20 protein-coding genes, 1 tRNA gene and 1 pseudogene are annotated in these 21,445 nt (G+C 60.2%); 18 read left to right on the forward strand and 4 right to left on the reverse strand.

The window, feature by feature from the left end:
• The first annotated feature begins 13 nt into the window (after window positions 1–13).
• The 8 genes from QD409_RS17495 to QD409_RS17530 are packed head-to-tail and all read left to right on the forward strand — an operon-like array spanning window position 14 to window position 7,368.
• Window positions 14–1,435, forward strand: a complete 1,422-nt coding sequence (locus QD409_RS17495) for an aspartate aminotransferase family protein (RefSeq protein WP_430763223.1) — start codon at window positions 14–16, stop codon at window positions 1,433–1,435.
• A gap of 4 nt (window positions 1,436–1,439) precedes the next feature.
• Window positions 1,440–2,393: an arginase family protein gene (locus QD409_RS17500; protein WP_092855486.1), complete on the forward strand. Its 954-nt coding sequence runs from the start codon at window positions 1,440–1,442 to the stop codon at window positions 2,391–2,393.
• Window positions 2,390–2,743 carry a hypothetical protein gene (locus tag QD409_RS17505; protein ID WP_004125789.1) on the forward strand — a complete coding sequence of 118 codons (354 nt, stop codon included), beginning with the start codon at window positions 2,390–2,392 and terminating at the stop codon, window positions 2,741–2,743. Before QD409_RS17500 ends, QD409_RS17505 begins: the two co-directional genes overlap by 4 nt.
• Window positions 2,740–3,612, forward strand: coding sequence for a fatty acid desaturase family protein (locus QD409_RS17510; protein WP_092855484.1), 873 nt, complete (start codon window positions 2,740–2,742; stop codon window positions 3,610–3,612). Before QD409_RS17505 ends, QD409_RS17510 begins: the two co-directional genes overlap by 4 nt.
• Window positions 3,602–4,417, forward strand: a complete 816-nt coding sequence (locus QD409_RS17515; protein ID WP_092855482.1) for an alpha/beta hydrolase — start codon at window positions 3,602–3,604, stop codon at window positions 4,415–4,417. Before QD409_RS17510 ends, QD409_RS17515 begins: the two co-directional genes overlap by 11 nt.
• Window positions 4,398–5,546 carry a GNAT family N-acetyltransferase gene (locus QD409_RS17520; RefSeq protein ID WP_430763224.1) on the forward strand — a complete coding sequence of 383 codons (1,149 nt, stop codon included), beginning with the start codon at window positions 4,398–4,400 and terminating at the stop codon, window positions 5,544–5,546. The genes QD409_RS17515 and QD409_RS17520 overlap by 20 nt, the downstream gene beginning before the upstream one ends.
• Window positions 5,546–6,028 carry an EamA family transporter gene (locus tag QD409_RS17525; RefSeq protein WP_430763225.1) on the forward strand — a complete coding sequence of 161 codons (483 nt, stop codon included), beginning with the start codon at window positions 5,546–5,548 and terminating at the stop codon, window positions 6,026–6,028. Before QD409_RS17520 ends, QD409_RS17525 begins: the two co-directional genes overlap by 1 nt.
• Window positions 6,028–7,368, forward strand: a complete 1,341-nt coding sequence (locus tag QD409_RS17530) for a class I SAM-dependent methyltransferase (protein ID WP_430763226.1) — start codon at window positions 6,028–6,030, stop codon at window positions 7,366–7,368. Before QD409_RS17525 ends, QD409_RS17530 begins: the two co-directional genes overlap by 1 nt.
• Here the strand turns inward: QD409_RS17530 and QD409_RS17535 are convergent.
• Window positions 7,309–8,136, reverse strand: coding sequence for a MipA/OmpV family protein (locus QD409_RS17535; protein WP_430763227.1), 828 nt, complete (start codon window positions 8,134–8,136; stop codon window positions 7,309–7,311). The genes QD409_RS17530 and QD409_RS17535 overlap by 60 nt on opposite strands.
• A gap of 528 nt (window positions 8,137–8,664) precedes the next feature.
• Between QD409_RS17535 and QD409_RS17540 the strand changes: the two genes are divergently transcribed.
• Window positions 8,665–9,411 carry a phosphatase PAP2 family protein gene (locus QD409_RS17540; RefSeq protein WP_430763228.1) on the forward strand — a complete coding sequence of 249 codons (747 nt, stop codon included), beginning with the start codon at window positions 8,665–8,667 and terminating at the stop codon, window positions 9,409–9,411.
• A gap of 37 nt (window positions 9,412–9,448) precedes the next feature.
• On the opposite strand, the gene QD409_RS17545 is transcribed toward QD409_RS17540, so the two are convergent.
• Window positions 9,449–10,090: a DUF1007 family protein gene (locus QD409_RS17545; protein ID WP_430763229.1), complete on the reverse strand. Its 642-nt coding sequence runs from the start codon at window positions 10,088–10,090 to the stop codon at window positions 9,449–9,451.
• A gap of 235 nt (window positions 10,091–10,325) precedes the next feature.
• A tRNA-Gly gene (locus QD409_RS17550) sits at window positions 10,326–10,400 on the reverse strand.
• Between the two features lie 243 nt (window positions 10,401–10,643).
• Between QD409_RS17550 and QD409_RS17555 the strand changes: the two genes are divergently transcribed.
• The 5 genes from QD409_RS17555 to QD409_RS17575 all read left to right on the forward strand — a co-directional run bounded on the left by QD409_RS17555 (window position 10,644) and on the right by QD409_RS17575 (window position 14,224).
• Complete coding sequence (locus QD409_RS17555) at window positions 10,644–11,153, forward strand: prolyl-tRNA synthetase associated domain-containing protein (RefSeq protein ID WP_092856045.1); 510 nt, start codon at window positions 10,644–10,646, stop codon at window positions 11,151–11,153.
• Between the two features lie 159 nt (window positions 11,154–11,312).
• Window positions 11,313–12,287, forward strand: a complete 975-nt coding sequence (trxA, locus tag QD409_RS17560) for a thioredoxin (protein ID WP_430763230.1) — start codon at window positions 11,313–11,315, stop codon at window positions 12,285–12,287.
• A gap of 217 nt (window positions 12,288–12,504) precedes the next feature.
• Window positions 12,505–13,164 carry an LON peptidase substrate-binding domain-containing protein gene (locus QD409_RS17565; RefSeq protein WP_092856073.1) on the forward strand — a complete coding sequence of 220 codons (660 nt, stop codon included), beginning with the start codon at window positions 12,505–12,507 and terminating at the stop codon, window positions 13,162–13,164.
• A 9-nt stretch (window positions 13,165–13,173) separates the two neighbouring features.
• Window positions 13,174–13,362, forward strand: a complete 189-nt coding sequence (locus tag QD409_RS17570; protein ID WP_037154712.1) for a Trm112 family protein — start codon at window positions 13,174–13,176, stop codon at window positions 13,360–13,362.
• 211 nt (window positions 13,363–13,573) lie between these two features.
• Window positions 13,574–14,224, forward strand: coding sequence for a glutathione S-transferase family protein (locus QD409_RS17575; protein WP_430763231.1), 651 nt, complete (start codon window positions 13,574–13,576; stop codon window positions 14,222–14,224).
• 103 nt (window positions 14,225–14,327) lie between these two features.
• Here QD409_RS17575 and QD409_RS17580 read toward each other — a convergent pair.
• A pseudogene (locus QD409_RS17580) lies at window positions 14,328–15,548 on the reverse strand (ubiquinone biosynthesis hydroxylase); the annotation flags it as partial.
• Between the two features lie 77 nt (window positions 15,549–15,625).
• Here QD409_RS17580 and tesB point away from each other — a divergent pair.
• From tesB to QD409_RS17600, 4 genes are all read left to right on the forward strand, one after another.
• The gene (gene tesB / locus QD409_RS17585) at window positions 15,626–16,510 is read left to right on the forward strand and encodes an acyl-CoA thioesterase II (protein WP_092856051.1); all 885 of its coding nucleotides are present in this window, start codon (window positions 15,626–15,628) and stop codon (window positions 16,508–16,510) included.
• Between the two features lie 214 nt (window positions 16,511–16,724).
• Entirely contained in the window at window positions 16,725–17,075 is a 351-nt protein-coding gene (locus tag QD409_RS17590) for a P-II family nitrogen regulator (RefSeq protein WP_034509110.1), read from the forward strand.
• Window positions 17,076–17,102: 27 nt separating this feature from the next.
• Window positions 17,103–18,473, forward strand: a complete 1,371-nt coding sequence (locus tag QD409_RS17595) for an ammonium transporter (RefSeq protein WP_430763232.1) — start codon at window positions 17,103–17,105, stop codon at window positions 18,471–18,473.
• A gap of 273 nt (window positions 18,474–18,746) precedes the next feature.
• On the forward strand, window positions 18,747–21,407 hold the full coding sequence (locus QD409_RS17600) for a DNA translocase FtsK 4TM domain-containing protein (protein WP_430763233.1): 2,661 nt from the start codon (window positions 18,747–18,749) through the stop codon (window positions 21,405–21,407).
• Window positions 21,408–21,445: the final 38 nt, after the last annotated feature.

Genomic DNA, 21,445 nt, shown 5'->3' on the forward strand with positions numbered 1-21,445 from the left:
CGAGAGGCATAGAATGAAAACGAATGTAGCCGAAGCCTTCAGTGGCCGGACTGAGACGTCCGTCCGCTCCGAAGAAGAATTGCGCGCTCTTGAAGAAGCCTATTGCTCCCATGGCGATACGGTTCACTATACCGACAAGCCGAAATTCTTCGAAGGATGCGAAGGCTCCTTTGTCTATGATCGCACGGGAACGCCGTTCCTCGATCTGCAGATGTGGTATTCCGCCGTCAATTTCGGCTATCGCAACGAGCGTCTGAATGCTGCCGCTCATCGCCAGCTCGACGTGTTGCCGCAGGTCGCCTCGCAATATCTGCACCGCGAGAAGGTCGAGCTTGCAGCGATGATCGCCCGGGATGCCGAGAGCAAGTTCGGCTACAAGGGCCGCGTCCACTTCAACGTCGGCGGCTCGCAGGCCGTTGAGGATTCGCTCAAGCTCGTGCGCAATTACACCGGCGGCAAGAGCCTGATGTTCGCCTTCGAAGGCGGTTATCACGGCCGCACGCTCGGCGCTTCGGCAATCACCTCGAGCTATCGCTACCGCCGCCGCTACGGCCACTTCGGCGACCGCGCGCAGTTCGTCGAGTTCCCCTATTACTTCCGTGGCCCGAAGGGCATGTCGAAGGAAGAATACGGTCATTATTGCGTCCAGAAGTTCGCGCGCCTGTTCGAGAGCGAATATAACGGCGTCTGGGATCCGAAGGCCGGTAAGTCCGAATATGCTGCCTTCTACATCGAGCCGATCCAAGGCACCGGCGGCTACGTTATTCCGCCGATGAACTTCTTCGTTGAACTGAAGAAGGTGCTGGACGATCACGGCATTCTGCTCGTCGTCGACGAAATCCAGATGGGCGTCTACCGTACCGGCAAGCTCTGGTCGATCGAGCATTTCGGCGTTTCGCCGGATGCGCTGATCTTCGGCAAGGCGATCACCAACGGCCTGAACCCGCTTTCCGGCGTCTGGGCTCGTGAAGAGCTGATCAACCCGACCATCTTCCCGCCCGGCTCCACGCATTCGACCTTCGCCAGCAACCCGATGGGCACTGCCGTTGCGCTCGAAACGATGAAGATGCTGGAAGAGGAAGATTTCGGCGCTGCGATCATGGAGAAAGGCGCGCATTTCCTCGACGGGCTGAAGCAGCTGCAGAAGCGCCACGCCATCGTCGGCGAAGTCGATGGTCTTGGTCTCGCGCTGCGCATGGAAATCTGCAAGGAAGACAGCTACACGCCGTGCAAGGCGACGATGGACTGGATGTGCGACGAAGGCATGAAGGGCGACCTTCAGGTCGGTTCCAAGACCTACGGTCTCGTGCTCGACGTCGGTGGCTACCACAAGAACGTCATCACCTTCGCGCCGAACCTGCTCATCACCCGCGAAGAGATCGACCTTGCGCTCGCACTGCTCGATCAGCTTCTGACGCGCGCTGCCCGGAGATAAGACGGTGCAACTCCTGCTTCTTCATCTCGATGACGCATTGGAGTTGCAGCCGGACTTCGTGCGCGCCTGCGAATTTGCAGGCGCGCACCAGTATTTCGACAAGGACGCGGGGCGGGAGGTCCGGCTTTGGGGTAAACAGAGCGCCCTTGCCGATCTCGGCCGCGAAATCGTCAAGAATACGCCTGCAACCGGCAAGGACTCGCAACTCTGCTTCATGGGGTCCGGCGACTTTCATCATATTACAGCGCTGCTTCTCGACGGTGCGCTGGAGCGGCAACCCGGTCCCGCGACTCTCATCCATTTCGACAACCATCCGGACTGGGTCAACTTCGACGGCGGCATGCATTGCGGCTCCTGGGTCAACAGCGCGCTTGCCAACTCCAATATCCAGAAGGTCATCACGATCGGTGTCTGCAGCCATGATCTTCGCAGTCCCGAGCGCAAGGGTGCGAACCTGCACTGGCTCGGCGAAGGCAAGCTGGAGCTTTACCCCTACGAGCACCCGCCGAGCCGCGTTCTTGCCGATTACGGCAATGGCGCCAGCTATCGGCAGGAAAGGGGAGCCTTGCACTGGAAGTCGATCTCGGAGATCGGCGAAGAGAACTTCATCGACCGGATGCTCAGCCGCATTCGCACCGAAGCCGTGTATGTGACGATCGACAAGGACGTGCTGGCCGCAGACGACGCCGTGACGAATTGGGATCAGGGCCGCATGCGGCTGCCCTATCTTTTGGCTCTGATCAGCGAAATCGGCAGTCGTCACCGCATCATAGGCGCTGATGTCATAGGCGATTATTCTGTTCCGAGTTATGCTGGCGGCCTGCGGACCCAATTCATGAAGCGAGCTGAGATTTTCATCGATCAGCCTCGCGTCCGGCAGGGGCCTGAAAAGACCAGAAACATCAACAGTGCGGCCAATCACGCGCTGCTGGAGGTTCTGGCGGAGTATATGGAATGACCGGCAGCCTGACCCTTCCCATGCTTGGGCTCATACTCTTCTGCGTGCTGGCGGAAACGGCTCGCGAAGTTTGCTTCAAGCAATCTGCGAGCGCGCATACGCTGGTTGCCGCGATGGGTAAGCCCGTGACCTGGCTGGGTATCATCTTCTGGGCTGTTGAGCTATTTGGCTGGACTGCCGTTCTGGAGAGTGTTCCTCTCACCATCGCCTTTCCCCTCATGGCACTGAGCTACGTCGTCATCGTGTTCGCTGGTGCCGTCATTTTTAAAGAACATATCAACTTGCGTCACGCGACGGGCGTGTTTTTCGTCACCGCCGGCGTGGCTTGCGTGGGAGTTACCGGATTATGAAAATATTTGCGCACACCAGATGGGATGTGGCGCCGGTCCTGGCTGCCGTCGCGCATCTCGCTTTCGACGTCTATCTGATCGTCGGCTTCGAAAGCCGCCCCCTGTGGCTTTCGGTCGTCCTCGGCTGCCTATATGCCGTATCGATCTCCTGGAACATCAACAGCATTTCGCACAATTTCATTCACACGCCCTATTTCAAGCCGCGGTGGATGAATTATGGCTTCAGCCTGCTGGAATCCGTCGCGATCGGCTTTTCGCAGACCTATTATCACTGGGTGCATATGCGCCATCACTCCGGCAACAGCGACCGGCCGGACGAAAAGGGCGATACCGTCGATCTTTTGTCGATCTATCGCCACGGTCACGACGGCAAGCCGGAAAACGTTTGGTCTTATACGTTCCTGAGCTTCTTCCGCGACAGTCTCGGCGATATCCACAAGGCCATCGCGCGCAACCGTCCCTTCGATGCGGCCTGGGGCCGGTTCGAACTCTTCTTCTTCCTGGGCCTTGCAGCTGCAGCGCTTCTTTATGATTGGAAGGCCGTGCTGTTCTTCGTGCCCTTCTATTATCTCGGCAATTGCCTGTCGTCGCTCAACGGCTATTACGAGCATCTGAACGGCGATCCGGACGAGCCGATCGCCTGGGGCGTTTCCAGCCACAAGTCGTTCTACAACTGGCTCTGGTTCGGCAACGGCTATCACGCCGAGCATCACTATCGCCCGCGCACGCACTGGACGAAGCTGCCTGCTCTTCACGATCAGATCAAGGAAGAGCAGGAAAAAGCCGGAACGCATGTCATCAGCACCTGCCACGCGCTTGGCTTCATGGCCAAGGAGAATAGGCAGTCGGAGCTCTCTCATGAAAGCTGATGCATTGAGCTTCTTCATGGAGGGCTCAAATGGAAAAGGCATACTTCTCGTGCATGGGTTGACGGGTGCACCGGCTGAAATGAAGCTGGTTGCCCGTCATCTCAATCGCAGGGGCTATAGCATTTATGCGCCGCTGCTGGCTGGTCATGGCGTTGACGTAAAGACGTTGCGCCGCACCCGCTGGCAGGATTGGCTCGAAAGTGTCGTTGAGGCATCGGCTCTGCTGGCGACAAGGACCCAAGATGTCTTCGCTGCCGGCATCTGCGTTGGCGGCAAGCTGGCGATGCTGGCCGCCGAGCAGCAGCCTGGCACCATCGGCGCTGCGGCCATCTATTCGCCTTGCTTCAAATATGACGGCTGGGACGTTCCCTTCTATTATCCGCTGCTTTCTTCCCAGATCGGCTGGCTGTCGCGCGTTCCGTTCCTCGATCGCCTGAATTTCAGCGAGACGAACTCGCTCGGGATCAAGGACGAGCGGATGCGTCGCCTGATCGAGGGCATGGCAAGCGAGGGCGTTCTGGAAAAATTCCCAGGCAAGGGCCTGGTCGAGATGCATCGGCTTGGCAAGGCTTTAAAGGGCGTTCTGCCGAAGATGCAGACGCCGACGCTGATCCTGCATGCCGAGGACGACGATCTCGCCAGCCCGAAACACGCACGCTACATTTCAGAGCATATCGGCAGTCCTCATGAGCTGAAATGGATCAAGGACAGTTATCATATGATCCATGTCGACCGGCAGCACCGTCAGGTGGCCGATTTTACCGCGGATTTCTTCGAGGCGCGTCATGTCGCAGCCGCTGCTTAAACTTGTGCCCAAACCAGCTGGCAATCCGATGACGGAAGTTCATCCCAGCATCCGTGCGATCGGCCGCGATGCCTGGAACGCGTGTTTCCAAGGCCAGGCCGAAGACTATGATTGCCTGCTTGCCATCGAGGAAGCGGGGATCGCAGGTTTCGAATGGCGCTATGTCACCGTCGTCGAGGATGGGCGCGTCAGCGCTGCCATGCCGGCCTTCCTGTGCCTTTATGCGCTTGATACGACGCTGGAAGAAGGCTTCCTGCGCCAGTCCGTACGCCGCGTACAGCGGCTCTTCCCGAATTTCCTGAAGCTGCGCCTTGCCTGCCTCGGATCGCCCTGCACCGAGACCGGGGCGGTCGGCTTCCACCCTGACGTTCCGGTGGAACGCCGCAGCGTGCTGTTTACAGAGCTTCTGTCCTTCTTCGAAAAGTATGCCGCGACCCAGCGCTGCGCGCTGGTCGGGCTCAAGGACATTCCCGAACCGACCTCGGCGGAGTTCGGCACTGCGCTTTCCGCTCGTGGTTATGCTTCGATCGGCGGTTTGCCGACAGCCTGGCTCGACGTCGATTTCAAGACGATCGACGAATATCTCGCCAAGCTCTCCTCCGGCACCCGCAAGGACATGCGCCGCAAGTTGAAGTCCTTCGAGCAGGTCAGGGTCGAGATCAGGACCGATTTTGGCGAGTTCCTGCCGCAGGTGATGGCGCTCTATCACGACACGCGCAACCGCAGCGATTGGCAATTCGAGGAGCTGACCCCTGAATATTTCCAGGGCGTTCTTACCCGCATGGAAGGGCGTTCCTACTGCGCCTTCTATTTCGTCGAAGATACGTTGCTCGCCGCCAATCTGATCGTGCATGACGACCGCGTCGCTATCGACAAATTCTTCTGCATGGACGGCGAAAAAGGACGACCCTACAACCTTTACTTCCTTAGCTGGTTCACCAATCTGCGCTATTGCCTGGATCACGGCATCCGCCGCTACCAGAGTGGCCAGGCATATTATGAAAACAAGGTACGCCTCGGCAGCAAGCTGACCGCCAATGCGATGTTCTTCCGCCATCGCAACCCCATACTTCAGGGGCTGCTCAGGCTGGTATCGCCGCTGTTCTCGACGGACGAGGGGGAAGCGTGATGCCGATGCGCCTTTCCTGGCTCGCCGTGCCAGTGCTGAACACGCTATTCCAGTTTTTCATCAAGCTCGGCGCCGAGCAAATGCACAGCCAAAGCCCCGAAGTCTGGCTCTGGCAGGCGCTCTCTTCCTATTGGATATTGGCTGCCATCGCCGTCGAAATCGTCACCTTCTTCATCTGGATGAACGTGCTGGCCGAACTCGATCTCAGCCGCGCCTTTCCGCTTTCGGGCATCAGCTATGTGCTGATCATCGCGACAGGCTGGTTCATCTTCGACGAGCGGGTCGTTGCCCTGCAGATAATCGGCAGCGGACTGATCCTGACAGGTGTCTGGCTTATCGCGGGCGCCAATGTCGAGACGGGAACCAAAGTCGAGACTGCGGCCAAGGTTGAGACTGAGACCAAGGCCGAGGCGGGGGATCGCCGCGATTTGGACGTGGGGCAGCGCAAAGAACTGCGCACGGGTACCGGCAAGGATAGATAATGCCTAACTTACAAGCTGAAAATCGCCCCAAGGGCGCATCTCCTGCTGCTTTCTCCAGCCTCGTGGACTGGTGTGTGAAGCGCGCGCTGTCGTCCATCGTCACGCGTGGGGCGCTGACGGTGACGACGGCAAGCGGTCGCGTCCTGACATTCGGCGACGGCACCGGCGAGCCCGTTCATGTCCGCTTCACCGATAACCGGGCCGAATGGGCGCTTCTGATCGATGCTGACAGGCTGCTCGGCGAACTCTACATGGACGGCCGCTTCATCGTCGAGCAAGGCACGCTTTATGATTTCGTGGCGATGATGCTGCGGGAGGCGCAGAACAGCACCCACCCGCTGATCGCGCGCATCATTGACGGTGCAAGAACCAAGCTGCGGATTTTCCGTCACCGCAACATGCCGGGCCGCTCGAAGGCCAATGTCGCCCACCATTATGATCTCGATGGCCGGCTCTACGAACTCTTCCTCGATCCGGACCGGCAATATTCCTGCGCCTATTTCGAACATGCCGAGCAGTCGTTGGAAGACGCGCAGATAGCCAAGAAACGGCATCTTGCCGCCAAGCTTCTGATCGAGCCCGACAATAGCATTCTCGACATCGGCTGCGGCTGGGGCGGGCTGGCGCTGCACATGGCCGAGCATGCGCCCGGCGGCTACGTCCTCGGTGTAACGCTCTCCGAGGAGCAGCATGAATATGCCACGAAGCGCGTTGCCGAAAAGGTCGGGGGAACGCCGGCAGAGGTGCAATTTGCGCTCAGAGATTATCGCAGCCTGACCGGCCGGTTCGACAGGATCGTCTCGGTCGGCATGTTCGAACATGTCGGCCTCGCATCCTACCGCACCTTCTTCCGCAAATGCGCCGAGCTGCTCGAGGATGACGGCATCATGGTGCTTCACACCATCGGTTGCTCTGCGACGCCCGGCTTCACGACGCCGTGGCTCGACAAGTACATCTTCCCCGGCGGCTATATTCCGGCTCTTTCGGAAATCGTTCCCGAAATCGAGGCGGCGGGGCTTGCGATCACCGACGTCGAAGTATTGCGTCTGCATTATGCAAAGACGCTCGAAAACTGGCGCGAGCGCTTCGTGGCGCGCTGGGACCAGGTCGCGCAGCTCTATGACGAGCGCTTCTGCCGCATGTGGGAATATTATCTGTCGACGGCGGAAGCGGCGTTTCGCTATGAGGATCTCGTCGTCTTCCAGATCCAGATGAGCAAGCGCAACGATATCATCCCGCTCACGCGGAACTACATCGCCGATCACGAGGCGCGCAACGGCTCAAAAATTAATGTTGAAGGTTCGGTTGAGAGTAAAGCCGATAATGTTCTGGTTGGGTGAGCCGAACCGCGAGGTGACCGGGCTATCGGAGGCGGCGCCTATCAGGCGGTTATATTTCCCGTAGACCTGCACGCTCCAATCGGGCGAGATCGAATAGGTCGCAGCCACGGTAACGCCGACGGATTTAAAGCCGCCGTCGGCGTCAAAGGCGCTGACGCGGCCGCTTCTTACCGCCGGGCTATTCGGCGAGATGCCGAAATTGCTGCGCATATAGGTGGTGTTTGCCAGCGACAGGCGTGGTCCGGCTGACAGCAGCCACTTGTCTCCGACCGGCTGGAACCAATCAAGCGCGAGATCTGCGATAAGGCCGTCGCCGCCCCAGAGGGACTGACGTACTTCCGTGCGAAACCGGAGCTGGTTATCCTTCAGCCAATATTGTGCGAAGCCGCCGGCATCAAGGTTCCAATGCACGCGGCGCTGGCTCTGCAGGCGCAAATTGTCGAGGTCCAGGCGATCGTCCCTGAAACCGACCACAGGCCCGATTTCGAGGCCGCCGATATTGAAGAGACCATAGTCGAAATTATCGTCCGGGGCGCTGTATTCCGGGGCTTCACCAAGGCGATGGAGGTCAAAGGACGGCAAGACGCCGAAGCTGTAATGCTTCGATCCTTCGTAAGTCGGGCCATACTCCACGGTGGCGCCGAGCGTCACGACCCAGGTGTCGGAGGTGTTGGATGTTTCGGAGGAGGATTTTGCAGAACCCTGCGCCATGGATGACGCGGGAAACGCAATGATCGCGGATGTTACCAGCAGGCCCGTTCCGGCCATTGCCATCAACCGGGCAGCGAATGATGTCCCAACACTTAACACTATGACAATACCCGATCCCTGATCGCCCTCGCGGCAGTCTTATCACAGCCCAAGGTTCCGAAAATAGCGAAAATTTTAAATGCAGTTCGCGCGCTTCGCTGACGGCCGGAATGCGTTGCGCCGGTTGCGGAAGATCGGCTGCTGCGTCCGGCGCGCTTCACGGGCCGCGGAGACGCTTCTTCCGGATCTCGGTGACGGCGGAGGACGATGGCGTGTTCACTTGCTGGCAATCGAAATGTTCTCCGTCCCCGACGAATGGAACCTCTGCTGCCGTCAATGATCGCAAAGGGTGCGGATGAGAATAAGGGCGTAACATTTCATGAACCTGAAACCTCGCATCCGGCACAGGCCGATTGTTCGTTCGTTGCGGTTGGATTGCGCTGTTTTTATCATTAGATAGCGATTGTCCTCATTTCGGATGGAACTCCGGGCGACGGCGGATCCTTTCCGCTCGTGGAAGCGGCGACCAGGCAGACAGGCGAAGGCATGAAGGATCAGGGATCTCGCAACGCAGGCGTTATGGCACGGCTGAGCCGTTACGAGCCGTTGCTGCTCTCCATGTTTGCTGCCCTTTCGGGTGGAGTTTTCCTGTTCGTCTACCTGACGGGCGAGGTTCTCGAAGGAAGCACCAAGAGATTTGACGAGGCCATATTGCTGGCGCTTCGCCAGCCGGGCGATCTGTCCGTTCCGATAGGGCCGGGGTGGCTCACCCATGCCGTCAAGGACATCACAAGCCTCGGCGGGACCACCGTGCTTGCGATGATGACGGTGCTGGTGACGATCTACCTGCTGCTGGACCGCCGGCGCGCGATCGCCATCTTCGTGCTTGCCTCGGTGCTCGGCGGATGGGCGCTGAGCTCTCTACTGAAGCTCAGCGTCGCGCGGCCGAGGCCAGATATCGTGCCGCATCTGGTCGACGTGAATGATCTGAGTTTTCCAAGCGGCCATGCGATGGTGTCGGCAGTTACCTATCTGACACTGGCCGCCCTTATTTCCGGCACGCGCCACTATCGGTCGACACGCATCTTCGTCGTCGCGACCGGTATTCTGCTGACCCTGCTGATCGGCATGAGCCGCGTCTATCTCGGCGTACATTATCCGACCGATGTGCTCGGCGGCTGGTGCGCCGGAGCGACCTGGGCGCTCGGCTGCTGGATCCTCGCCCGGCGCTTCATATCGCTCTCACGAGGCACTGACAGCCCGGCAGGGGCCGATTCTTCGCCGTCGGAGTGACGGGGGCGTCAGAGCGCGGACAGGCTGTGGGGCTAGATTAGCACTGAACTTCCAGCCGCGTTGCCACCAGCAGTGAATAGTCCGTGCCCTTCGGATCGCTGAAGAACATGCTGGTCAGCGCCGCCTGGTTTTCCGCCATGACTTCCTTGGGGTTAGGCCTGATCACTTTGCGCTTGCAGCGGCCCAGGGCAGTTCCCGAACTGGTCATGTCGCTGTCGGTCGCGAAATCGACCGCGGTATAGAGCGTCTTGTCGTAAATCCCGAAGGTCGTGGTGCCCTTGAGGAAGGTTTTCTGCTCAGGCTTCAGCGAGAAGGTGAGGATCAGCGAGCCGTTCTTGTAATCGGCCTGGATGGCATCGGGCTTGGCCATCGGCACCGCTTTGCCGTTACTGGTGACGTTCGTATAGTAGTTATACTGTGCAAGCGAATCCTTGACCGTCTTGCCAACAGCCTTAAGCTCGCTCGCATTCAGCGCCTGGTTGCCGGTCTTGTCGTAGTCCATCAAAACCGACGAGGAAAACACCTCATCGAAGCTCCAGACATTGCGCAGCTCGCTGATGGAGCCATCGGGTGCCGCAACGACTTCGAATTTTGCATCGATGAAGATATGCGGATGGGCGAGCGCCGGCACGGGCAAAAACGACAGCATCGCAATCAGCAGGGGCGTCTTTCTTCTCATGCGAGCAATACCGGGTTCCGTCCGTCAGGTTGTTGTGCAGCACTGAACGTCAATTGAGACTGATTTGAGACCCGGAGAATTCCGACTGTAACTGATCGCTCCGATTCGCGGAATGCCGGTCATGGTCGAGTGTCGCGATAAGCATCGTCAACGTAGCACTTCGGCTGCAGCCTGCTGCGGAAAAAGATGAAGGCCGTTGCCGGCCTGCCCATCAAAACTCATTTCTGAGGAAAACTGGAGCGGGCGAAGGGATTCGAACCCTCGACCCCAACCTTGGCAAGGTTGTGCTCTACCCCTGAGCTACACCCGCTCATTCCCGTCGCGATCCGGGGTAGTGTGTTGGACCGCTGGGCGTCGTCTTGCGGCGACGGGCGCTATATGGCCCAACCGATTTTTAAATGCAACAGGGAAATGACGAGTTCGCGAAGAAAAATTCCAGGTTTCGTTCCGGGGCTCGCGGAAAGCCCGGAAACGTCGGCCTTTCGTGTCTGAAAGATTGCAATGAAATTGTGGGCGACGTATCAGGGGCGAACTATTTGCACTGCGAGATCCCATGACAGAGACCAGCCCGAAAACACGCGACGATCTTTTCCAATTCCTTGATGGGCTCGGCATCAGCCATAGCACCAAGGATCACGCGCCGGTCTTCACCGTTGCCGAATCGGTGTCGCTGCGCGACGAGATTCCCGGCGGCCACACGAAGAACCTGTTCGTGAAGGACAAGAAGGACAATTTCTTCCTGCTGACCGTCGAGGAAAACGCGAGCGTCGATCTGAAGACGGTGCACACCCTGATCGGCGCGGCCAGCAAAGTCTCGTTCGGCAAGCCGGAAAAGCTGATGGAATATCTCGGCGTCATTCCAGGCTCGGTCACTGCGTTCGGTGCGATTAACGATATCGGCAAGAACGTCACCTTCATTCTCGATGCCGACCTGATGGCGCATGATATCGTCAACTGTCACCCGTTGTCGAATGATGCGACGACGTCGATTGCCAGCGCCGACCTGTTGCGCTTCATGGAGGCGACGGGTCATGCGCCGCAAGTCTTGAAAGTCACGGGCTAACGTACGATTTTAGCGCTGAGATTATTGCGAACGGGGTGTCTTCGGATTGTCCCATCGCTTCGACGACTTCATTGAGCGTGTGGCCATCCGGATTTGATCGATTCGTTTGGGAAGCATGCTCTTCAAAAGATCACGGATGCCGGCAGGCGGGAGACACTCATGAGCGGTCCGAACAATCCCTATAACGCTTCCTTCGGCGGACAGATGTCGGCCTCGGCATCCTTTGGTGCTGCGCCTGCGGCATCCGGCGCTTCGCCGATCAAGGACACGACCACCGCCAACTTTCCCAAGGACGTCATCGAGGAATCGCGCAAGCAGCCGGTGCTGGTCGATTTCTGGGCGCCCTGGTGCGGCCCGTGCAAGCAGCTGACGCCAGTTCTGGAAAAGGTCGTCACTGAAGCCCAAGGCCGGGTCAAGCTGGTCAAGATGAATATCGATGATCATCCGTCCATCGCCGGCCAGCTCGGCATCCAGTCGATCCCGGCTGTTATCGCCTTCGTCAACGGCCGCCCGGCAGACGGCTTCATGGGTGCTGTTCCCGAAAGCCAGGTTCGCCAATTCATCGATCGCCTCGGCGGTCCTGCAGGCGGCGCCGACGATCAGGCAGCCGAGATCGCCGCCGTTTCGGAAGAGGCGAGCGGCCTGCTGGCAGCCGGCGATATCAATGGTGCCGCCGAGCTCTTCGGCGCGGTGCTGCAGGCCGACCCGGAAAACGCCAAGGCGCTTGCCGGCATGGCGGAGTGCATGATTGCCGCCGGCCAGAGCCAGCGCGCCCGCGAAGCGCTCGCCGACCTGCCGGAAACGCTCGCCAATGACGCCGGCATTCAGGCCGTGGTCAAGAAGCTCGACCAGATCGACGAAGCCCGCAAGCTTGGCGATCCCATGGCGATCGAACATGAACTGGCCGCCAATCCCGACAATCACGAGCAGCGCATCAAGCTTGCTAAAATCCGCAATGTCGAAGGCAAGCGGGAAGAGGCGGCCGATCATCTTCTGACCGTCATGCGCAAGGATCGCAGCTTCGACGATGACGGCGCGCGCCGTCAGTTGCTGGAATTCTTCGAGGTATGGGGCCCGAAGGACCCCGCTACGATCGCGGCGCGGCGCAAGCTTTCCTCGATCCTGTTTTCCTGAGCGAGGAAGCGTAGCGCTTGGCGTCGTGCAAGATCGTTCACCGGAAGGCGGGCGATCATGGCGGCGTATAGGCTCTCAGGCGCAAAATACTCTTGTGTTTTCGCCAGACGAGCCCACATTGTCGGTTGCGCGGCGTAAGATGGGCAACAGCCGCGACGGTGTGTCGTTCCTGCGCGCCCGTGGCGGCGAGGCGCAGCGATCTAGCGGGATGGAAAACATGCAAGTGGGTAATGCCAGATACCTGAAGCCAAGCGATCTGCCTGAAACCGTGGTCGTCTTTCCCTTGTCGGGCGCCCTGCTATTGCCCGGTGCGCAACTGCCGCTCAATATTTTCGAGCCGCGGTACCTCGCCATGGTCGATGCCGCCATTACGGGCAACCGCCTGATCGCGATGGTGCAGCCGGCGCTTGGAGAACCGGCGGACTCGCCAAATCTGTCTCATGTCGGCTGTCTCGGCCGTATCACCTCCATGTCCGAAACCGGCGATGGACGTTACATCGTCGCGCTGACGGGCATTTGCCGCATCCGGCTGATGGACGAAGTGACCGCTCATCAGCCCTATCGCATATTCCGCATCACGCCCTTCATCTCCGACCTCAAGTCGCACCATGAGGAGGGCACGGTCGACCGGCCCGCGCTGCTTTCGGCCTTCCGGGCCTATCTGGAGGCCAACAAGCTGGAGGCGGATTGGGAAAGCGTCGAGCGGGCCGACAATATGATGCTGGTCAATTCGCTGTCGATGATGGCGCCCTTCGATCCCGCCGAGAAGCAGGCGCTTCTCGAGGCTCATGATCTGAAGACGAGGGCCGAAACCTTCATCGCCATCATCAAGATCGTGCTCGCCGGCTCCGGCGACACCGGCTCGGTCCTGCAATAGGAGGTCGACATGGATGTCACGGTCAGCAAGGTCGATCCGAAGCTGCTCGATCTGCTCGTCTGCCCGCTCACCAAGGGGCGGCTGAGCTACGATCGCGAAAAGAACGAGCTGATCTCGGAAAAGGCCCGCCTTGCCTATCCGATCCGCGATGGCATTCCGATCATGCTAATTTCGGAAGCGCGGCGCATCGAGGATTGAGGGCAGATCTCCAGGGAGTCGGGCAGCCAGTGCCGACGCGATCCCGGCAGGCCGCACGACGGCGCTTCACGCAAAAATCCAGCGCTCAACAGCAGCAGAAGCGCATCCTTCTGGGTGCATTTGAACTGATTGCCGGGATTATCTCGAGCTTGGGGTGTCGGAATCTCGATTAGCCAGTCGTCTTCAAGGCAGACAAGCTATGGAGGGCATCATGTCTATCGTTATTACCGCCTTTGAACGGTCGCCGGATCGCGGCAGGGGGCTGGCGCGCGATATGCGCGTTCGCTGGGCGCTCGAAGAAGCTGGCCAGCCTTATGACGTTCGCCTGGTTTCGTTCAAGGCGATGAAGGAACCTGAGCATCTCGCGCTTCAACCGTTCGGGCAGATTCCGACCTATGAAGAAGGCGACCTGGTTTTGTTCGAGTCGGGGGCGATCGTGCTTTACATCGCTGAGCGCCATCGAGGTCTGCTGCCGGAGGATGCGAATGCCCGGGCGCGCGCGATCGCATGGATGTTTGCCGCGCTCAACACGATCGAGCCGCCGATTTTCGAGCGCACCATCGCCACGATCCTTGAGCGCGACGAGCCTTGGTATGAAAAGCGCCTTCGCGTTGTCGACGATAGAATCCGGAGACGGCTGGGTGAACTTTCCGATCGCCTTGCCGATGCTGACTGGCTCGATGGCGAATTCAGCGCTGGTGATCTTCTCATGATTACGGTGCTGCTTAGATTGAAAAGGTCGGGCATGGTGGACGAATATCCGAACCTTTCGGCCTACATGGCCCGCGGCGAAGCACGGCCCGCCTACCAACGTGCTTTTGCCGCTCAATTGGCGGTTTTTAACGCCGCATCCTCCGGCTGAAAAAGCTTGCTCGGGCCGACGGCATGTCTTGTCGTTGCCGACTCCGGCTGTCGCCGGCGGTGACATTCGCGGGCGAATTACGCTGTCGTCCGGTCTCGATCCTTCAGATCGCTTCACCAGCCAGCAGGCGCGGATTGTCCCTAGCGGTCGTGCCTGCGGCCTGGCCGATGAAGAAGGATTTGAGGCTGGGCAGTCGATCGACGATGCCGAGGCCGAGGTCGCGAGCGATGCGCAGGGGCGAGATATCGTTGGAGAACAGTCGGTTCAGCACGTCGGTCGTCACCCCCATGCGGAAGGTGTCGAAGCGCCGCCAGGTCTGGTAGCGCTCCAGGATATTGATCGAGCCGATGTCGAGGCCGAGGCGATCCGCTTCGACGATGGTTTCGGCCAGCGCCGCCACATCCTTGAAGCCGAGATTAAGGCCCTGGCCAGAGATCGGGTGGATACCGTGCGCTGCATCGCCTGCCAGCGCAAAGCGGGGCGCGACGAAGGCGCGGGCGAGCGTCAGGCCGAGAGGAAAGGCGCGGCGATCGCCGACGGCGCGCAGGGTGCCGAGCTTGTGGCCGAAACGGCGCTCCAGTTCTTCCTCGAAAACGAGATCGTCCGAGGCGATCAGCCGCTCGGCGTTGGAGGTGCGCTCCGTCCAGACGAGCGAGGAGCGGTTGTTCTTCAGCGGCAGGATGGCGAAGGGGCCGGAGGGCAGGAAATGCTCCTCGGCGCAGCCGCCGTGCGGGCGCTCATGCTCCACGGTGACGACGATGCCTGACTGGCCGTAATCCCAGTTGACCGTCTTGATGCCGGCCATGTCGCGCAGCTTCGAGCGCACGCCGTCGCAGGCGACCAGGAGCCGGGTTTCCAGCGTGGTGCCATCCGAAAGGGTGAGCGTGGTCTTTGTGTCGTCGGTGACGAATTCCGTGGCGCTGAGGCCATGCTTGATCGTAATGCCCAGGCGCTCGCAGGCGCCGCGCAACGCGCCGACCATAGTGAGATTGGGCACCATATGGGCAAAAGGCTGGCCTTCGGCCACTTCGCCGTCGAAGGTGAGGAAGACCGGGCGTACGGGATCGCTGGTGCGCGAATCGGTGACGATCATGCGGGTGATCGGCTCGGCCTCCGGCGCGATCTCGTCCCAGACATCAAGCACATCCAGCATCTTGGAAGCGGCGGCGATAATTGCTGAGGCCCGCATATCCTGCTTCCAGACGCTCTCCGGAGCGGCTTCAATGACCATGACGTCGAGATGCGGAGCCGCTTGTTTGACTGCAACGGCTGCGGCAAGACCCACATATCCGCCACCTACTACCAGCATGTCCAACATAGCGCTTCCCTGTGTCTTACTGTCACTTCCTGTTCTATATAGAGCATCCTATTCGTCGTTCCTACCATCGGAGTTCAAGCAAAATGTCGCGAGAGACGGAAAAGCCCACCCCCATGGAAACCGTGCTTGCGACGCTCGATCTGGAAACGATCGAGATGAACCTGTTTCGCGGCAATAGCCCGCAGGTGGGCTGGCAGCGTGTGTTCGGCGGGCAGGTCATCGGCCAGGCATTGATGGCGGCGCAGCGGACGGTCGAGGGAGATCGCTTCGCGCATTCCCTGCATGCCTATTTCATGTTGCCGGGCGATCCCTCGGTTCCGATCCTTTATCAGGTCGATCGTCTGCGTGACGGCTCCAGCTTCAACACGCGGCGCGTGCTGGCGATCCAGCACGGCAAGGCGATCTTTGCGCTGACGGCCTCGTTCCAGGCCGACGAGCCCGGCTTCGAGCATCAGGGAGAGATGCCGCGGGTGCCGATGCCTGAGGAGTTGATGGATGAAGAGCAGATCAAGGCGCGATATCTCGTGCACGCGCCCGAGAACGTGCGCCGCTATTGGGCAGGCAGGCGAGCGATCGAAATCCGGCCGGTCTCGATCGAAAGTTATTTCTCCCGCTCTCAGCCAAGCCAAAGGCAGAATATCTGGGTGCGCTTGACCGGCCCCGTGCCGGATGACCAGCTCTATCAGAAGGCGGTGCTCGCCTATCTCTCGGACATGACCCTGCTCGATGTTGCTCTTAATGCGCACGGCACATCGGTTCTGGACTCAAGCATTCAGGTGGCAAGCCTCGACCACGCCATGTGGTTTCACCGCCCGTTCAAGCTCGACGATTGGCTGCTCTATAGCCAGGAAAGCCCGAGCGCTTCCGGCGCGCGCGGTTTTACCCGCGGCAGCCTGTTTACGCGATCCGGTGTCCTGATTGCGTCGGTGGCGCAGGAGGGCCTGATTCGCAAAAAGGCAAATGATTAAATAAAGTGCAAATTTATAAATATGCACTTTATTTGTGCTCTTGCTCTGTCGTTGAACGCCAACTTATTGGGCGTCGACAATAAATCTGTTTAATTTCAATAGTTTATAAATGTGTCACGAATCTGGCACGTCCTTTGAATGTGTATCTCCAGTCGCTGCTGAAACACTCGTCGGCGGCAAGGAGAGTCGGCTCAAGGCCGAGGCTAAACAAAGGATGGGAAACCAGATGAAAATTGTGATGGCCATTATCAAGCCGTTCAAGCTCGATGAGGTCCGCGAGGCCCTCACCGCTGTCGGCATTCAGGGCCTGACTGTAACTGAAGTGAAAGGCTACGGGCGCCAGAAGGGGCACACCGAGATCTATCGCGGCACCGAATATGCCGTCAGCTTCCTGCCGAAGCTGAAGATCGAGGTCGCAGTCGCGTCCGAGATCGTCGACAAAGCCGTCGAGGCCATCGCGTCGGCCGCCAAGACCGGCCAGATCGGCGACGGCAAGATCTTTGTCTATTCGATCGACCATGCCGTGCGCATCCGTACGGGCGAAACCGATTCTGAAGCTCTGTAAGACACGGCTGATCAGGGAGTTATTTGCATGTCAATTTCCAAGCTTTCCTCCGCCCTGACACGGGTGGGTATGCTTTCTGCGGCCGTGCTCGCGCCGGCGATTGCTTTCGCGCAGGAAGCGGCTCCAGCCGCCGCCGCTGCTGCGACTGCCGCAGCGCCGGTACCGGACAAGGGCGACACCGCCTTCATGTTCATCTCCACCATTCTTGTGCTGTTCATGCTCGTGCCAGGTCTGGCGCTATTCTACGGCGGCCTCGTCCGCTCGAAGAACATGCTTTCCGTGCTGATGCAGTGCACGATGATCGGCGCCGTCGTGATGATCATCTGGGTCCTCTACGGCTATTCCTTCGCCTTCGGCGGCGGCACCAGCCCCTATTGGGGCGGCACGGCGAAGATGTTCCTTTCGGGCGTTTCGACCGCAACCACGGCTCCGACCTTCTCCAAGGGCGTCGTCATTCCTGAGTTCATCTTCATGCTGTTCCAGATGACCTTTGCCGCCATCACACCGGCACTGATCATCGGCGCCTATGCCGAGCGCATCAAGTTTGGCGCATCGGTTCTCTTCTGCGCGCTGTGGGCGACCTTCGTCTACTTCCCGATCGCTCACATGGTCTGGGATTCGAACGGCATGCTCTTCAAGATGGGCGCACTCGACTTCGCAGGCGGCACCGTCGTTCACATCAATGCCGGTATCGCTGGCATCGTCGGTGCCCTCCTGGTCGGCAAGCGCGTCGGCTTCGGCAAGGACATGATGGCCCCGCATTCGATGACGCTGACCATGGTCGGCGCTTCGATGCTCTGGGTGGGCTGGTTCGGTTTCAACGCTGGTTCGAATCTCGAAGCCTCGGGCGGCGCGATGCTCGCCACCGTCAACACCTTCATCGCAACCGCTGCCGCCATCATCTCGTGGTCGCTGGTTGAAACCTTCACCCGCGGCAAGGCTTCCATGCTCGGCGGCGCTTCCGGCATGGTCGCCGGCCTCGTCGCGATCACGCCTGCTGCCGGTATCGCCGGCCCGATGGGCGCGATCGTCATGGGTCTGATCGTCTCGCCGCTGTGCTACTTCTTCGTGTCCGTCGTGAAGAACAAGTTCGGCTACGACGATACGGCTGACGTTTTCGGCGTCCATTGCGTCGGCGGCATCTTCGGTGCCATCGCGACCGGCGTCTTCGCCAGCGCATCGCTCGGCGGCGTCGGCTATGCCGATGGCGTCACCATGAGCAGCCAGGTCATGGTGCAGCTGACCGCAGTCGTCACCACCATCCTGTGGTGCGGTATCGGTTCTGCGATCCTCTACAAGGTCGTCGACATCATCATCGGCCTGCGCGTCGCTCCGGAAGCCGAGCGCGAAGGTCTCGACCTCGCCTCGCACGGCGAAGCTGCCTACCACAATTCCTGATCCGAGCTTGCGATGCCGGAGCCAACAGCCGGCATCGCTGAACATCCCGTCGCAGCCTGTTTCATCGCAAATGGGTTGCTTTTGGCCCGAACCTCGGTTCGGGCCTTTTTTGTTTATGCAGCGCCACTTGCGCGCCAAGGCCGGCGATTCGACACCTTGGGGCGCATGGTTAACATGCCATTAACCCTCCTCTGATTAGGTAGAGCTAACCTGCCGGCGAGTGGGCATCGACCGATTCGCTTGCGCTTTCGATAAGGAACGGGGCTGAATACCATGGGCAGAAGCAATTCGGCGGCGTTGAGCGGTCGCCCCGACCGCTTATCGCTATCGAGTGTCGTTTGGCGTCAGATCAAGGGTCTGGCGGGCTTTGCGCTGCTGTTCCTGCTGGCGCTGGCGGTCGCTGCGCTGGCGACCTGGAACGTCATGGATCCGAGCTACTCCTACGCCACAGCCAATGTCCCGACCAACCTGCTCGGTTTTCCCGGCGCCGCATTTGCCGATGTCCTGATGCAGGCCCTCGGCCTTGCCTCCCTTGTCGCAATGCTGCCTGTTGCCGCCTGGGCTTTCGCGATGATTTCCAACCGCAAGCTCAATCGCGTGCCGTCGCGCCTTGGCGCGTGGCTCGGCGGCTGCATCGTCGCGGCCGGCTCCATGGCCTGCTTTCCCGCGCCGCCCACCTGGCCGATCCCGAACGGCATCGGCGGGGTTGTCGGCGATATCCTCCTGCGCTTTCCCGCCCTTTTCATCGGCACCTATCCGAGCGGCGTTGTCGCCATCGTGATCGGTTGCGTCCTCGCCGTTCCCGCGGCCTGGCTCATGCTCTTCGGCGCAGGCGTGATCGGGGAAGGCCCCGTTGAGGATGAGGAGGATGAGGACGATTACGAGGAAACGCGCAGCCGCGCGCGCCGCGTCGGCGATGAGGGCGAGGATGACGACCGCGGTAGCTTCCTCAGCAACTTCATGGCATTCGGTGCGGTCATGCATGCCTGGTACAACACCCAGGCCCGCCTTCGCCGCCTCTTCGGCATGGGCCCGCGCAAGCGCCGCGACCATGCCTTCGATGCCCCTTACGATTTCAATGACGACGAATTCGGCACGCTGAACGAGCCTGCGCGCGCCAAGGCGCCGATAGCGCGTGTCGAGCCGTCGCTCGAAGGTTCGGCCGCACGCCGCGTCGTTTCTGCCCCATCGATCAGTCTCGGCGACCACGAGGATGAGGACGATGATTCGTCCTACGACCGCGACCCGCCGCGCCCGGCCGGCATTCTGCCTGACGATGAAGACGACGAATGGCCGTTGCGTCCAGCTTCGCCGAAGGCTGCGGCCGGTCAGCGCGTGATTCCTGCCGCAGCACGCCCGAAGCCGGGGGCGCGGGCGGAGCGCGAGGCGCAGACATCCTTCATCCGCCCCTACGGCTTCCAGCTTCCCGCCGTGCACCTGCTTTCCGAGCCGAAGGCCGTTGCCCGCGACGCTACACTTTCGGCGGATGCGCTGGAGCAGAATGCGCGCATGCTCGAAGGCGTGCTCGAGGATTTCGGCGTCAAGGGCGAGATCATCCACGTCCGTCCAGGCCCTGTCGTCACGCTGTACGAACTGGAACCGGCACCCGGCATCAAGTCGTCCCGCGTCATCGGCCTTGCCGACGACATCGCCCGCTCGATGAGCGCGATCGCAGCGCGCGTCGCAGTGGTTCCCGGCCGCAACGCCATCGGCATCGAACTGCCGAATTCCACCCGCGAGACGGTCTATCTGCGCGAGCTCGTCGCCAGCCGCGATTTCGAGTCTTCGAAAGCCAAGCTCGCCATGGCGCTCGGCAAGACGATCGGCGGCGAGCCCGTCATCGCCGATCTCGCGAAGATGCCGCATCTGCTCGTGGCAGGTACCACAGGCTCGGGCAAATCGGTCGCAATCAACACGATGATCCTGTCGCTGCTCTACCGCATGACGCCGGAACAGTGCCGCCTGATCATGATCGATCCAAAGATGCTGGAACTCTCCGTCTATGACGGTATTCCGCATCTGCTGTCGCCCGTCGTCACCGACCCGAAGAAGGCGGTCGTCGCGCTCAAATGGACCGTCCGCGAGATGGAAGAGCGCTATAAGAAGATGTCGAAGATCGGCGTGCGCAACATCGACGGCTTCAATACGCGCGTCGAGCAGGCTGTCGCCAAGGGCGAGGCGATCAGCCGGACGGTGCAGACCGGTTTCGACCGCCACACCGGCGAGGCGATCTACGAGACCGAAGAATTCGACCTGAAGCCGATGCCTTACATCGTCGTCATCATCGACGAAATGGCCGACCTGATGATGGTCGCCGGCAAGGACATCGAAGGCGCGGTGCAGCGCCTGGCGCAGATGGCGCGTGCAGCCGGCATCCATGTCATCATGGCGACGCAGCGCCCGTCGGTCGACGTCATCACCGGTACGATCAAGGCGAACTTCCCGACGCGCATCTCCTTCCAGGTGACGTCGAAGATCGACAGCCGCACCATTCTTGGGGAGCAGGGCGCGGAACAGCTGCTCGGCATGGGCGACATGCTCTACATGGCCGGCGGTGGGCGCATCCAGCGCGTTCATGGCCCCTTCGTCGCCGACGGCGAGGTGGAAGATATCGTCGCCTACCTGAAGACGCAGGGCGCGCCACAATATCTCGACGCGATCACCGAAGATGACGACGAGGATGATGACGGCCATGGTCCGGCAGGCACTTCCAATCTCTCGGATTCGGAAGACCCTTACGATCAGGCGGTTGCAATCGTGCTGCGCGATGGCAAGGCCTCGACCTCTTACATCCAGCGCCGTCTCGGCATCGGTTACAACCGCGCCGCTTCTCTGATCGAGCGCATGGAGCAGGAGGGCGTGATCGGCCCGGCCAACCATGCCGGCAAGCGCGAAATTCTCGTTCCCACCGAAGCGGATATTCTGGATCGCTGAGGCGAACCGCCTTTCCGTGTCATATATCCCGCCTATTG

Source organism: Rhizobium sp. BR 315 (genome assembly GCF_050577975.1).
GTDB lineage: Bacteria > Pseudomonadota > Alphaproteobacteria > Rhizobiales > Rhizobiaceae > Rhizobium > Rhizobium miluonense.